Raw genomic sequence first — 11,672 nt, forward strand, 5'->3', positions numbered from 1 at the left:
GTACTGGTAGGTGCTTCACCTGTTTCTGCTGAGTGACTAACTGAGTGACTACGGCTTCCGAGCGTCCTTGAAGATCTCGTCCATGGCCGTCGCCCCGGTCTGGATCACGGGCCTGATCTGCTTCCGGTAGACCGCCTCGGTGACGGCAGTACCGGAGTGCCCGACGAGCCGCGAGATCTCTTCGAGCGGGACCCCGCTGTCGGACAGCAGGGACACGAAGCTGTGTCGTAGCTCCCTCGGAGTCCACTCCTTCGCGTCGACCCCTTCGGCTCCGGTGATGGCCTGCCGGAAGGCGCGCCGGACGTTCGTGGAATCGAGCTCCGTCCCCGTCGCGGAGGAGAAGACAAGACCCTTCTCCTGCCACTGATCACCCGCGGCAAGCCGGTCCCACCCCTGCTCCTCGAACTGCTGCCACAGGGCGTCCACGCACCTGGCCGGCAGGGCGATCGTCCGGCGGGATTTCCGGGTCTTCGTGTCCCCGGTGGACCGGACCGACCGCCACACCGCGACGTGCGGCGGTACAGGCGGCAACGCGTCCGGGTCGCCCTTCAGGAAGACGTGATCCCACGTGAGTGCCCGCATCTCCTCCGTGCGGGCCCCGGTGAGCAGTGCGACCACGATGTACGCGTGCGCGGACGTCCCCTCGGCCGCCTTGAGCACTGCCTCGGCCTCGGCCAACTTGAGCGCCTTCGACGGCCGGCCCGGCTGTCCGGTCGGGATGGCGCACAGCTCCACGATGTTCCGCTTCACCTTGTCCCGGACCATGGCCCGCTTCAGGGCTCGGTTCAGGCATGAGTGCATCGCCTGAAGGGTGCGCGTGCTGTGCGTCTTCGCCTTCGCGGCCAGCCACTTATCCACGTCCTCCCCGCTCAGCTCCCGAAGCTTCCGGGCGCCGAGGGCAGGGATGACGTGGGTCCGGCTGAGCGAGGTGCACGTCGCCACGGTGTTGGCGTCGCGGCCGGCCAGCCCGTACATGAGCCAGTCGTCCACGGCGTTCGCCACCGTGTAGTTGGTCGGGGCGACCGCCAACCCGTCCTCGTGGTCGCGGAGCACCTCCTTGAGCTTGTTCTTGGCCTCGGTCTTGGTCTTGCCGCTCCCCTTCCGGACGACGCGCTTACCACTCGCGTCGAACCCGAGGGTCACGGTGGCGATCCACCGCTGACGCGTCTCGTCCCAGTGGAGGCCGCCGTCTCCCCTGCTGCGGCGCTTGGTCACTTGCTCACTCCTGCCTCGCGCTCCAGGAGCGCGATGTACTCGTTGATGGCGGATCGGGTGATGAAGCGGGCCCGCCCCTCGTTGACGCTGCGGAGGCGGCCTGCGCGGATCAGCTCGTAGATGACGGAGCGACTCATGCTCAGGGCGTGCATGGCAGCTTCGACCTTGAGCAGGACCGGCTCTACCGGCGGCGTGGTCGTGGCGCTCACTGGTTCTCCTCCGAGGCGCGAGAGTGGCGGTGTCCTGCCGGCCGCGGGCGTCGCAGTGCCGAGGCAGGGGTCCGGGTGTGTCCGAGGTACGGATTTCTGCGTCATTGCGACACCTGCGTCGCTCGTACCGTCTGACCTGCGGCTTTCGGTGACATAAGCCGTCGGTGGGTCTGTCACCGGGAGGGCTGGTCCACGTCACCGGCTGGTGACTCAGGTGACGTGAAATGACGGAGTCTCAGCCGTCCGCGTCATCGGTAAATGCGCAGGTGAAGTGCCGGTTTCGATTTCCGGCGTCGCAGGTGACGCAGCATCTCTTCTCTTCGGACAAGAAGGGTGGGTTTCTGCTGTGGTGCGTCTGGTTCAGAGCGCGAAGTAGGGGCCACTGCGCGGCACGTCCTTTGCAGCGGCGGCAAGCCGCCGGACAAGCAAGAGGAGCACCCCCCACGTGGTGCGTGCTCCTCTTGCTTGTTCCAGTGGTCCGGGATGGCCGCAGGTCAGAAGGCGGTCTGCTGCTGCTCCGGCGCGGGTGCGGCCGGTCGGGTCATTTCGATGTAGCGGGCGGCTTTGGTGCGGCCCCAGTCGACGAGGACGCCGCGCGCGGCCAGGGTGGGTTGGAGGCGCTTGAGGCGGTCGGAGAGGACTTTTCCGGTGGTGGGCCAGCCCTTGGGGAGGGGGCGGCAGTCGTCTCCGGTGTAGAGCTGGGTGAGGGTGTGGAGCCACTCGGAGGAGGTCATCCGGACCTCCTCACCCGGGGTGAGGGTGATGGCGTGCTTGAGGACGGTTTGGGCGAGGAGGTCGCCTTCGATGACGTCGTCGTTGAGTTCGTCGAGGCTGGCCCGGTAGGCGGCGAGCGAGCTGAGGCCGGTGGCCGCGTCGAGCTGCGCGCAGAGGTGGGCGAAGTCTGCCATCCGCAGGTCGGTGGGGATCTCGGCCACGGCGGCACGGACCTTGGCGGTGAGGTCGAGGAGGGATCCGAGGATGACCGGCAGGGCTTCTTCGAACTCCCGCCACAGTTCGTCTTCGGTCCGCCGGACGGTCGGGCGTTCCAGGCGGAGCTGGAGGAGTCGCTCTGCGAGGTCGGGGCGGATGATGCCGACGTCGATGCCGGTGAGGAGGAGGGGGCGGCGGTAGCGGGCGCGGACGACGTCGCCGTCGGTGTAGAGGGCGCGTTTGATGGTTTCGGCTCCGGTGACGATGCAGCACATGAGGTCGGACAGGTCGGGGGCGAGGTGGGAGAGGTTGTCGAGGGCGGTGACCCATCCGGCGGCGACGGCCGCGATGAGGTTCTCTTCGTCCTTGGGGGCGCGACGCAGGTCGCCGGTCATGCCTTCGATGATCCGCACGAGCATCCTTCCGCCGGTGGACTTGCCGGCGCCCTGGGGGCCGGTGAGGAACGGGGCCGGGACCGGGACGGACGGCCCGAGACAGCCGATCAGCCAGGCGATGGCCAGGCACTCCGTTTCCGCGTTGGCGAAGTTGCACAGCCGCAGGAACTGGTCGATGCCCTTGCCGTCGGTGTCCTTGGCGGGCAGGGGCAGTTCACCGGTGAGCTGTGTCCGGCGCCAGCACACCTCCTCCGGCGAAGGGGTCATGACCTCCCAGCCGGTGGGGTGGATACGTACGGACTGTCCGTCGTTGCGCCCGAGGTCGAGCCAGGTGGCGCCGTCGAAGCCGGGCGCAACGCGGATGTGGACGGACTGAACGTCGTTGGTCAGAGCGAGAGCCTCAATCAGGTCGAGGGCCTCCTTGAGGGCGGTTCCGTTGAACACGCCGTGTCCGTTCTCGTAGAGGCCGACCATGAGTTCCTGCCGGTGGCTGCCGGAGGTGCCCTGGGAGCGGATCGGGCGCGCGACCGGGTGGCCGTTCTTCTGCGCGTACACGGTCCCGTCGGCAGTGCGGAAATACCGGAAGTTCTGCTGCGCGTAGCCGGTGATGATCTCCCGGCCCGAACTCTTCTCGTCGTCAGCCATCACAGCCCCAATGCGGTGCGGGCGTTGGCCCACGCCGCGGTGCAGTGCCGCACCGACTCACCGCAGGCGTGGGCGGCGGTGAACAGCCGCTTCACGTGGTCCTCGGTAAGGCAGCCGCACCGCCCGTGGGTGGACAGGACAGCGAGGAACACCCGGTAGACGCTGCTGTGGATCGCGCTCCGGGAATCGGTGATGGACCGCTCGGCCATGGCGATACCGCGCTCAAGGTAGGCGGGGGTGCGGTGCCGGCATTCCCCGCCACCGGTCACCCCGGGAATGCTGACCCCGTGGGCGGCGGGGCGGGAAGCGGACTTCTCCCTCACGACCAGCGTCCGGACGACGTCCGGCAGGTCAGCGATAGGGCCGGTGCCGAGTCCACGCCACACGGCGTAGGACATGTGGGACTTGATGTCGACCCCAGGCCGCACGTTGTTGGAGGACTGCATGGCACCCCGGTACACCCAGTGCTCGCCCCGGGTGGTCGGCACCGTCTTGGTGGCGGGGAGGGCCTGGCGGGCCCAGGCGACCGCGTCCGCGTTGTCGAGGTCCACGACGGTGAGTCGGGCACCGCCCGGGTGGTAGGCGACCCCTCCGGCCTGGTGCCAGGCCGAAGCCCAGGCGGGGCTGGTGAGGACGGCGGGGTCCTTCGTGGCGGCGGCCCAGCCGTGGCAGGCGGCCGGGCACTGGCAGGGCCCCGCGGCCTTCATGTTCGGGCGGTCCCCGCAGGCACTCCCGGTGCAGGCCGGGCAGTTCCCGAACGGGAGCTTGCCCTCCCGCAGGGGCAGGACCGGGATGCCGAGTTCGGCGAGCCAGAGCGCGATCCGCAGAAGTCCGGTGGTGTTCCTCATGCGGCGGCCTCTGTCTCGTGGGAGAGGTACTGGGTGGCGATCCATTCGGTGTAGGCGGGGGGTACGGCCTGGCGGGCTTCGGTCTTGTTCATCCAGGTGCAGCCCATGGCGTCCGCGTAGGCGCGCTCGCCCTTGTGCTCGAACGCCAGCAGACCCTTGTGGTGCCAGCAGGGCGGGAGGAGGTCGCCGCCGCCGTTCCAGGAGGTCTCGAAGGCCCGGCGCCGGCGGACGTTCAGGCCGAACTGTGTTCCGCAGAGGAGGTAGTCGGCGCGCAGCGTGCCGTCCCAGGCGGCCTCGGGAACGTTCTCGATCACCCACGGGCGGCCCGTCGCGTTCAGGGCTTCGCGGGTCGGGGCGATGAGGTCGGGGTGGGCGTTGCCCTGGATGCGCTGGCAGTCGGTGTCGTGCTGGCAAGGCGGGGACGCGTGGATGAAATCGAAGCCGGAACCGAAAGCACGGATGAAGTCGATGGCGTCGCTCTGGTGGAAGCCGAGGGGGTAGCGGGTCTGCGGGTCCTTGTCGACGCCGGTCACGTCGAATCCGGCGTGGTGGTAGCCCATGCCGGCGCCGCCCTGGCAGCAGAACGCGTCCAAGAGGCGCGGCTGCTGCTCTCGCGGGATGTCGGTGGTCTGGGTCATGCTGGTCTCTCCAGTTCTTGAGGTTCTGGATGAGGGCGGCCCCGGACTTTGGCGAGACGGGGGCCGCCCTTTGCCTTGCCTGTCGAGCGCTCGGGTCCTAGAGGTTGGGGATGGCGTCGACGATGGCGTTGGCCATCTCGTTGATGGGGCCCGCGGCGCCGATGGAGGCGAGAAAGAATCCGAATCCGGCGGCGACGAACGCGCTGCCCGCGCTGAGGCTGTGGGAGCGCAGGAGGAAGTACAGGACGAGTCCGAAGAGCGCGACGAGCGAGACGGTGATGGCCATGCCGGAATCTCCTTTGACGTGCACGGGGAAGGTTGCGAGGCTGCGCGTACTTCGGGTGCTGACAAGCTCGGGGTCTTGCCGGTGGCCGCGTCCGCCTAGCTCGCCCTGTCGAGCGGGGTCCGCCTTATGGCGTGCGGCCACCGGCCTTGCTGTGCGGGGTCAGCGGGTACCGGCGCGGTGAATCTCCCGGCTCTGGTTGTGCAGGCGGCGCCCGACGCGTAGGCGCTTGCCCTGGCCGTGGCAGCGGCGGCAGGGCTTGACCCGCTTGACCTTCCTGGCACGGTTGACGGTGAGCTTGGCGCCGATGCCGTCGCACTTGCGGCAGGTCCCGAAGGGGCTGACCATGCACAACAGGCTGTAACCGGCGAGTGTGGCGAGGATGAGGGCGCTAGCGATGAGCATGCGGGTCTACTCCCAGCGTTGGGGCGGTTTCCGGGGCTTTTCGCAGGTGGGCCACTAAACGCTAGATCCCTGATCAGGGGCCCGATGGGGTGCTAGCGGGGGTGCTAGACCTAGCAGCGGCTCCTGCTAGGTCTAGCAGCGGTTCTAGGGTCAGGCGGCGGCCCGATCGGCGTCACGGCGGGTGATGGCGGTGGTGATGTCGGCGCGCTTGATGCCGCGCCGGTTCTTGCCCTCGCCGCTGTCGTCTTGGCCCCATACCTGTCCGGGCTTGATGCCCCAGGGCTTGAGCGCGGCGGTGACGTTCTCGCCCTTCCACCCCGCGTACGCGTCGGGGCGAAGCCCGGTGAGGCGGGCGGCGATCCGCTCGCACCACACCGCGTCCTCGTCGGCCGGGATGACCGCGAGGGTGTCGGTGAGAATGTCGAGTCCGGCGGTGGTCTCGGGGCCTTTGCCGATGGCGTGCCCGGTGACGTTGCCGTACTCCTCGCGCATGGTGCGGGCTCGGGCCACGACCTGCTCGGCGGCGACCGCATCCACGAAAGCGGAAGCCACGATGCGCGGGTCGTCTCCCTCGCCGGCCATCCAGCAGATGCCGCGGTCGGAGCGGGAGAACATCGTGGCCCGATACCCGGCCTTGTACATCGACGTGCCGAGGATCATGTCGTTGGCGGGCTGGCCCATGACCTTGAGTGCGAACCGCAGGACCGCGTTCGCGGAGATGCCGGTCGGGAGGGACTTGGCGTCGGGGCGCTGGGTACCGAACATGCCGACGATGCCGAGGGCGGGGCCGCGCTTGGTGATGTCGGTGCAGATGTCCTCGATCTCCTGGCCGTACTTCTCGTGCTCGAACGGGACCTGGCACTCGTCCAGTCCGACGACGATCGGGTGCAGCCCGAGCGTCTTGTCGCTGGCCAGCTCCGGGGTCACTTTTGACTCCGGGCACCGCGAGCGCGGCAGGGACTTGATGACCTTTGCCCGGCGGCGCAGCTCGTCCTTCAGCTCTCGGAGGGCTTGGACGACGTATTCGATGTCCTCGTCTTCCTCGCCGGCCCGGTAGCGGTGGCAGACCGGCTCCAGGGCGGAGAAGTCGCCGGTCCCCTTGAAGTCGAACGCGTAGATCTGGGCGCGCGGGTCGAGGGCGGCGATGAGCAGGAGGAGCCGCATGAGGAAGGTCTTGCCCATGCGGGGGATGGAGCCGACGACGACCGCGGCGAACATGAGGGTCACGGACACGTCCCGCATGCGCTGGTCGTTGCCGAACACGACCGGCTTGAACAGGTCCACCTGCCCGGACTTCAGGAGCGGCCAGGCGGGCTTGGTGGTCTCGTTCATCGGCTTGTCCCCGACCCACAGGACGAGTCGTCCTTCGTGCTCGGTCGGGTCGGGGGCGGGCCAGACGCAGCCGACCTTGCGCCGGAGTCCGGAGGCTAGGGGCTTACGGGCCTCCATGATGTCCTCCGGAGTCACGCCGTACGGGAGGTCGAGGTCGGCGCGATAGCCAGGCCCGTCCCTCACGATCTCCGAGGTGAAGCGGAGCCCGTTCATGTCGCCGCCCTTCTTGATGGCGGCGGAGATCTTCGCGTTGCCGATGCTGTCCAGACCGCGCAGCACGATGGAGCCGGTCATCTTCTGCAGCTCGGTCTTCAACACCGCCGGGCCGATGACCGGGGCGTCGGGCTGCTGACCGGCGAAGCCCAGGAGGAGGACCCCTCCGGCGGCGAACGCGTACAGGAAGGCGGGGGCGAGGACGTAGAGCCAGAGGGCGAATCCGAGTCCGAACACGGCGGCGACGAGGGTGACCAGTCCGCGCAGCCGGATGCGGCCCTGCCGGAGCCGGGCCAGGCGCATGTACTCCTCGACGTCCTCGGTGCGAACGGCGAAGTCCCGCAGCGGGGCGGCCTCGCGGTCCCACACCCACCGGTTGGTGGAGGCGATGAACCGGCAGGCGCCCAGCGGGGAGCGGGCGGTGAGCCGGCCGGCGTAGACGGGCATCCGGACGCCGTGGAAGAGGGTGGCGTAGCCGAGGTTCGCGCCGGCGTGGCGGGCGGTGGTGGCGAAGTCGCGGCGGTTGGTGAGCCAGCCGGCGAGGACCGGCTTGCGCTTCTCGTCGCGGACCTTGGGGTCGGGCAGGTTCGGGTTGTCGACCATGGTCGGTATCACCGGCTCGACGTCCTCGTCCGGGACGGCCCACAGGTGCGTGCTCGGGGAATCGGTCATGCTGAGAACTCCTGCTCTCGCTGACTAGCTGAGGGTGGGTAGAGCCCGGGGCGGCCGACGTTCTTTGGCGAGAGGGGCGGCCGCCCCGGGGCACAGCTACTTGCGCTTCTTGCCCTTGCTGTCCTTGAGGTTCTGGGCCTCGCGTTCGCGGGCGCCGTCAACGATCCGGGTGAACTTCCGCTCCAGGTCGCCCTGGTAGACGGTCTGGCTGGCGATACCGCGCTTGGCCATCCGGGCGGTCAGCCAGGCCATCTTGGTGATCTCGCCAGCGGTGAACTTCGGGTCCTTCGCCATCACGGGACTCCTTCCGGGGCCGGTCTGTCCGGCTCCCCTCACCACCCACACCTGGTGGGTGGATCGGGCAGCCGTCAGCGACGGCGCGGGAGCAGGATGTGAACCACAAGGACGGCTTCCACGGCGAGGAAGGCGGTCCAGCCGATCTGGTGGCCCCAGGTCCGGGACACCCACAGCAGGGCCGTTCCGAGCGCGAGCCCGAGAACGACGATGAGCGCGTACCGGCTGACGATCGAGAGCATGCGAGAACTCCTCACGAGAGGTGACGGGAGAGGTCAGCCGCGACGGCGGCGGGCCTTGCGCACGTTCTTCACGGCCGCCGCACCACTCGGGCTGCCGATCGACTTCACGACGGTGTGGACACCCCACGCGAGGACCAGCGCGAGGAAGGCCAGGAAGGCCAGGTTCGCGGCGATCGCGGTCAAGGCGGCGATCAGGAGCGGGCCGAAGTACACGCCGGCGGCGACCGCGCCGGCGCCGATACCGGAGCCGAGGGCGATGCGCTGGACGGTGCGGTCGGGCGGGGCCTGGTGGATGTGCTGGTGGACGACCTGCGGCCCGGCGTACGCGGCGGGCAGCGTGCTGGGGTCGGCGTAGACGTGGGTGCCGTCCGGGAGCCGGATGACGCTGGCGTGAGCGGGGAGTTCGGGGAGGTGGTTCACGGTCAGCCCCCTTCGGGGTAGGCGCAGGGGATACACGTGCCGAGCGAGGCCGGTATGACGTATCCGGCGTCGCGGCGGCATTCGGGGCAGGTGCGGCGGGCGGTGTTGGCCTTCGCCAGCGCGGCGGTCTTGGCCGGGGTCATCGGGCGTACGGGCTTGGCCCGGTCGACGCGGTACAGGAACGCGGCCAGCGGGCCGCGGCGGTAGCGCGGGCGCAGGACCTGGCCGGCGATGTCCTGACCACCGGGCCGCAGCCCGAGAGCGCGGAGCTGCCGACGGGTGGCGAGGCCGTCCGGGGCCAGGCGCCACGGGAAGGTGGGTATCCCGTAGACGGCCCCGGTCGGCTCGAAGCAACGAGCGAACGTCAGGCTCATCCGGCCACCGCCGCAGCAGAGTCCCGCTCCCGCTCCGCCTTCAAGGCCTCCCGCACGACCCGGGCCTTCGCCGGTGACGTCCGCAGGGCCTTGCGAATCCCTTCACCGGTCAGCTTCTCGACCGGCCACGACTCCGTCAGACTCCGCGCCTCACCGAGCAACTCGATGTCCGTGCGAGTAGGGCGGGTCGATCGGGCAGCGGCCGGGACTCGACCGGTCGCCCGACGAGGACGCGGCGACTCAGCCGCCGCGACGAGCTGCGGACGCTGCTCGATCGGCTCGACCGGGACGGTGGTGGAAGAGTGCACCTCCCGCTCTGGCTCCGGCTGCTCTACGGGCGGTTGTCCCTGCTCAGGGGTGGACCGATTTACGGTGGTCTGCGTAGATTGCTGAGCGGCTGGTTCGATCGGGGGCTTGTGGTGGAGGACTTTGGCGACGAGGTCGGAGCCGAAGTAGATCGACCCGACCGGAAGCGACGTCGCCAGCAGGACGAGGGCCCAGTTGGCCGGGTCCCAGTCGGCCAGTCGAGTCCAGTCGATCGACTCGGCGTGCAGCTCGGGCAAGAGTCCGTGGACGTAGTTCAGGACCAGTGACGCGAGCGTGTAGGCGGCCAGCACCCGCAGTGCGAATCGGCGTGCCTCGTCGGTCAGGACGAGGGCGGCGACGAGCGCGAGTGCCATCAGACCGTCGACGACGAACGGGTACAGCGTCGCCGCCGTGCCGTCCGCACCGATCGCTCGGGCGACGTCCCGCAGGGCGTTCCATGAGACCCGGAACGCCATGGCGACGACCACGACGAGCGCCATGACGAGAAGGATTTTGGCCTTGCGGTTCATGAGGTGCCCTCGGCCAGCGGCCGGACCTTGGCCGCGCCCAGGAGGAGGACGCGCACCGGGTGCGGGTGGTAGTCCGGGCCGGTGTGCTCCGTCCACTCCCACTCGGCCTTCTCGTCGAGCGTGAACCCGAGATACGCCAGAACCGCCTGGCGCTGGTCGACGGTCGGGACCTCGGTGGACGTCGGCCAGGTGAAGGTGGGCCACTCATTGACCAGCCCGGTCATGGCCACGTACAACTGCCAGCACGGTCCTGCCGTCCGTTCCGGGGCGGTGGTGCCACAGCAGCGCAACGACATTTGCGCTCCGAAGATCTGCTTGCTCATGCCGCACCGCCCGGCAGGGAAGCGATGGCCTGGTTGGTCAGCATTCGGCGGGCGGCGAGGACCTTGCGGCGGGCCCGGCGGATCCGCCGCTCGTCCAGCTCGGCCGGCGCCCGGTCCAGGCTGGCAATCTCCGCGTCGAGGAGATCGACCTCCGCCTGGATCAGCGGCATCTCCCACTCGATCGCGTCCAGCTCCGCGTCCGACGGCTCCAAGCCGTCCGGCCACGGGGTAACGAGGGCCTGAAGTGCAACGATGGACTTCATGGGTCTTGCTCCTTCGAGAGAGGAACGGGGCCCGAACAGCGGCCCCGGTGTTCCAGCACCGGGGCCGCACGTCGTTGGGGCGGCAGCTCGATTCCACGAACAACCACGGCCGCCGACGCCCGGTGCGTGAGATCAGGCGTCGGTGACCGTGGTCGTTGGTGCGGGTCGGACTGGGCTTCGCACGGCGCCGCTCAAGCCGGGGGCGGTCCGAGTCCCCGGCGGTCGTGGCAGCCAAATGTCTGGCCGTGCGGATCTTTAGAGCCGATGGCGTGCCACCCCTTCGGGGCGTAGGGACCGGTTGTGACGCGGGCCCGTTCTCAGTCGGCTGGTCTCCACTCGCCTCGGCCGGTGCGGTCACGGCCGTACTGCTGCGGTGGATCACGCTGTTGAGTTGTCGGCTGTGCATTGGTGCAGCTCAGAGCAGCCCAAAGAAGGCCCCTCACGAGTCGGTTGTCAGCTCCTGAGCCGCTGTTTCCGGTGGCCTCGTCGCTTGTGACAAGCCTGTCCGCGCAGCACTCCGGAATCGAATGACGGCTTGTCATATGAGGTCTGCCGCCTGCTCGCTGCCCTCTGAACAACATAGTGCACCTAGTGCACTATGTTGGCAAGTGGCTGGGCCCAGGTCTGGGGAATGAATGCCGGGAGACTGGTGTACTAGGTACAACACCTGCGAGCGGAGGAGCACCCCGATGACCGAGTTTCGAGGGCAGCCGGCATACCTTCAGCTGGCCGATGACCTGCGGGAACGCATCCGAAGCGGCGACCTACCCGACGGCTCCGCGCTACCTTCGGCGCAGGATCTGATCAACAGCTCCGGCGCATCAAGCACCGTGGTGAAGAATGCCGTGTCCCTGCTGCGGGCGGAGGGGTACGTAGTCGGCCACCAGGGCAAGGGGGTCTTCGCCCAGTTCCCGCCCCGACTCTCGGACCACTCGCGCGGCGCCGCAGACTGGGCCCTGCCACTTCTACAGGCAGGCACGGAGGTTGAAGCAGCCCTGCGCGAGGCGCTGAGCAAGGACGGAACCGACTCAGCGAAAAGCGAAGCGGCCCTTGAGCGCTGGCGAGCGGCGTTTGCCAACCTGCCGGAGAGCGTCAAGGACTGCTTGGCGAAGCCTTAGTGGGTGTTAAGTCCGAC

16 protein-coding genes are annotated in these 11,672 nt (G+C 68.9%); 1 reads left to right on the plus strand and 15 read right to left on the minus strand.

The features are described 5' to 3' along the window. Positions 1 to 48 precede the first annotated feature (48 nt). From xerC to J7E97_RS35140, 15 genes are all read right to left on the minus strand, one after another. On the minus strand, positions 49 to 1,215 hold the full coding sequence (gene xerC, locus J7E97_RS35070; RefSeq protein ID WP_215035660.1) for a tyrosine recombinase XerC: 1,167 nt from the start codon (positions 1,213 to 1,215) through the stop codon (positions 49 to 51). Next, positions 1,212 to 1,424, minus strand: a complete 213-nt coding sequence (locus tag J7E97_RS36510; protein WP_308346949.1) for a helix-turn-helix domain-containing protein — start codon at positions 1,422 to 1,424, stop codon at positions 1,212 to 1,214. Before J7E97_RS36510 ends, xerC begins: the two co-directional genes overlap by 4 nt. Before the next feature lie 494 nt (positions 1,425 to 1,918). Continuing rightward, a complete protein-coding gene (locus tag J7E97_RS35080; RefSeq protein WP_215035665.1) occupies positions 1,919 to 3,394 on the minus strand; it encodes an ATP-binding protein in 1,476 nt (491 codons plus the stop codon). Further along, positions 3,394 to 4,242: a bifunctional DNA primase/polymerase gene (locus J7E97_RS35085; protein ID WP_215035667.1), complete on the minus strand. Its 849-nt coding sequence runs from the start codon at positions 4,240 to 4,242 to the stop codon at positions 3,394 to 3,396. Before J7E97_RS35085 ends, J7E97_RS35080 begins: the two co-directional genes overlap by 1 nt. After that, positions 4,239 to 4,880 (minus strand): DNA cytosine methyltransferase, encoded by a 642-nt coding sequence (locus J7E97_RS35090; RefSeq protein WP_215035669.1) that lies wholly within the window; start codon positions 4,878 to 4,880, stop codon positions 4,239 to 4,241. The genes J7E97_RS35085 and J7E97_RS35090 overlap by 4 nt, the downstream gene beginning before the upstream one ends. Positions 4,881 to 4,977: 97 nt before the next feature. Next, the gene (locus tag J7E97_RS35095) at positions 4,978 to 5,166 is read right to left on the minus strand and encodes a hypothetical protein (protein WP_215035672.1); all 189 of its coding nucleotides are present in this window, start codon (positions 5,164 to 5,166) and stop codon (positions 4,978 to 4,980) included. A 159-nt stretch (positions 5,167 to 5,325) separates the two neighbouring features. Then, positions 5,326 to 5,568 (minus strand): hypothetical protein, encoded by a 243-nt coding sequence (locus J7E97_RS35100; RefSeq protein ID WP_215035674.1) that lies wholly within the window; start codon positions 5,566 to 5,568, stop codon positions 5,326 to 5,328. A 150-nt stretch (positions 5,569 to 5,718) separates the two neighbouring features. After that, entirely contained in the window at positions 5,719 to 7,785 is a 2,067-nt protein-coding gene (locus J7E97_RS35105; protein ID WP_215035676.1) for an FtsK/SpoIIIE domain-containing protein, read from the minus strand. A 96-nt stretch (positions 7,786 to 7,881) separates the two neighbouring features. Beyond that, the gene (locus J7E97_RS35110) at positions 7,882 to 8,079 is read right to left on the minus strand and encodes a DUF6257 family protein (protein WP_215035678.1); all 198 of its coding nucleotides are present in this window, start codon (positions 8,077 to 8,079) and stop codon (positions 7,882 to 7,884) included. Between the two features lie 74 nt (positions 8,080 to 8,153). Beyond that, the gene (locus J7E97_RS35115) at positions 8,154 to 8,321 is read right to left on the minus strand and encodes a hypothetical protein (RefSeq protein ID WP_215035680.1); all 168 of its coding nucleotides are present in this window, start codon (positions 8,319 to 8,321) and stop codon (positions 8,154 to 8,156) included. Between the two features lie 33 nt (positions 8,322 to 8,354). After that, on the minus strand, positions 8,355 to 8,741 hold the full coding sequence (locus J7E97_RS35120; protein WP_215035682.1) for a DUF6251 family protein: 387 nt from the start codon (positions 8,739 to 8,741) through the stop codon (positions 8,355 to 8,357). A gap of 2 nt (positions 8,742 to 8,743) precedes the next feature. Then, positions 8,744 to 9,115: an RRQRL motif-containing zinc-binding protein gene (locus tag J7E97_RS35125; protein ID WP_215035684.1), complete on the minus strand. Its 372-nt coding sequence runs from the start codon at positions 9,113 to 9,115 to the stop codon at positions 8,744 to 8,746. Beyond that, positions 9,112 to 9,951 carry a DUF2637 domain-containing protein gene (locus J7E97_RS35130; RefSeq protein WP_215035686.1) on the minus strand — a complete coding sequence of 280 codons (840 nt, stop codon included), beginning with the start codon at positions 9,949 to 9,951 and terminating at the stop codon, positions 9,112 to 9,114. The genes J7E97_RS35125 and J7E97_RS35130 overlap by 4 nt, the downstream gene beginning before the upstream one ends. Beyond that, a complete protein-coding gene (locus J7E97_RS35135; RefSeq protein WP_215035688.1) occupies positions 9,948 to 10,274 on the minus strand; it encodes a DUF6303 family protein in 327 nt (108 codons plus the stop codon). The genes J7E97_RS35130 and J7E97_RS35135 overlap by 4 nt, the downstream gene beginning before the upstream one ends. Next, positions 10,271 to 10,537, minus strand: coding sequence for a DUF6284 family protein (locus J7E97_RS35140; protein ID WP_215035690.1), 267 nt, complete (start codon positions 10,535 to 10,537; stop codon positions 10,271 to 10,273). Before J7E97_RS35140 ends, J7E97_RS35135 begins: the two co-directional genes overlap by 4 nt. 689 nt (positions 10,538 to 11,226) lie before the next feature. Between J7E97_RS35140 and J7E97_RS35145 the strand changes: the two genes are divergently transcribed. Next, entirely contained in the window at positions 11,227 to 11,655 is a 429-nt protein-coding gene (locus tag J7E97_RS35145; protein ID WP_215035692.1) for a GntR family transcriptional regulator, read from the plus strand. The last annotated feature ends 17 nt before the right edge of the window (positions 11,656 to 11,672 follow it).

It is taken from the genome of Streptomyces sp. ISL-66, assembly GCF_018614135.1.
Taxonomy (GTDB): Bacteria; Actinomycetota; Actinomycetes; order Streptomycetales; family Streptomycetaceae; genus Streptomyces.

What these genes read in the sequence shown, in the direction of transcription:
- J7E97_RS35080 (WP_215035665.1), bottom strand. Translation starts at nt 3,394, where the DNA reads ATGGCTGACGACGAGAAGAGTTCGGGCCGGGAGATCATCACCGGCTAC.
- J7E97_RS35140 (WP_215035690.1), bottom strand. Translation starts at nt 10,537, where the DNA reads ATGAAGTCCATCGTTGCACTTCAGGCCCTCGTTACCCCGTGGCCGGAC.
- J7E97_RS35095 (WP_215035672.1), bottom strand. Translation starts at nt 5,166, where the DNA reads ATGGCCATCACCGTCTCGCTCGTCGCGCTCTTCGGACTCGTCCTGTAC.
- J7E97_RS35110 (WP_215035678.1), bottom strand. Translation starts at nt 8,079, where the DNA reads ATGGCGAAGGACCCGAAGTTCACCGCTGGCGAGATCACCAAGATGGCC.
- J7E97_RS35085 (WP_215035667.1), bottom strand. Translation starts at nt 4,242, where the DNA reads ATGAGGAACACCACCGGACTTCTGCGGATCGCGCTCTGGCTCGCCGAA.
- J7E97_RS35130 (WP_215035686.1), bottom strand. Translation starts at nt 9,951, where the DNA reads ATGAACCGCAAGGCCAAAATCCTTCTCGTCATGGCGCTCGTCGTGGTC.
- J7E97_RS35145 (WP_215035692.1), top strand. Translation starts at nt 11,227, where the DNA reads ATGACCGAGTTTCGAGGGCAGCCGGCATACCTTCAGCTGGCCGATGAC.
- J7E97_RS35090 (WP_215035669.1), bottom strand. Translation starts at nt 4,880, where the DNA reads ATGACCCAGACCACCGACATCCCGCGAGAGCAGCAGCCGCGCCTCTTG.
- J7E97_RS35135 (WP_215035688.1), bottom strand. Translation starts at nt 10,274, where the DNA reads ATGAGCAAGCAGATCTTCGGAGCGCAAATGTCGTTGCGCTGCTGTGGC.
- J7E97_RS35100 (WP_215035674.1), bottom strand. Translation starts at nt 5,568, where the DNA reads ATGCTCATCGCTAGCGCCCTCATCCTCGCCACACTCGCCGGTTACAGC.
- J7E97_RS35105 (WP_215035676.1), bottom strand. Translation starts at nt 7,785, where the DNA reads ATGACCGATTCCCCGAGCACGCACCTGTGGGCCGTCCCGGACGAGGAC.
- J7E97_RS35125 (WP_215035684.1), bottom strand. Translation starts at nt 9,115, where the DNA reads ATGAGCCTGACGTTCGCTCGTTGCTTCGAGCCGACCGGGGCCGTCTAC.
- J7E97_RS35115 (WP_215035680.1), bottom strand. Translation starts at nt 8,321, where the DNA reads ATGCTCTCGATCGTCAGCCGGTACGCGCTCATCGTCGTTCTCGGGCTC.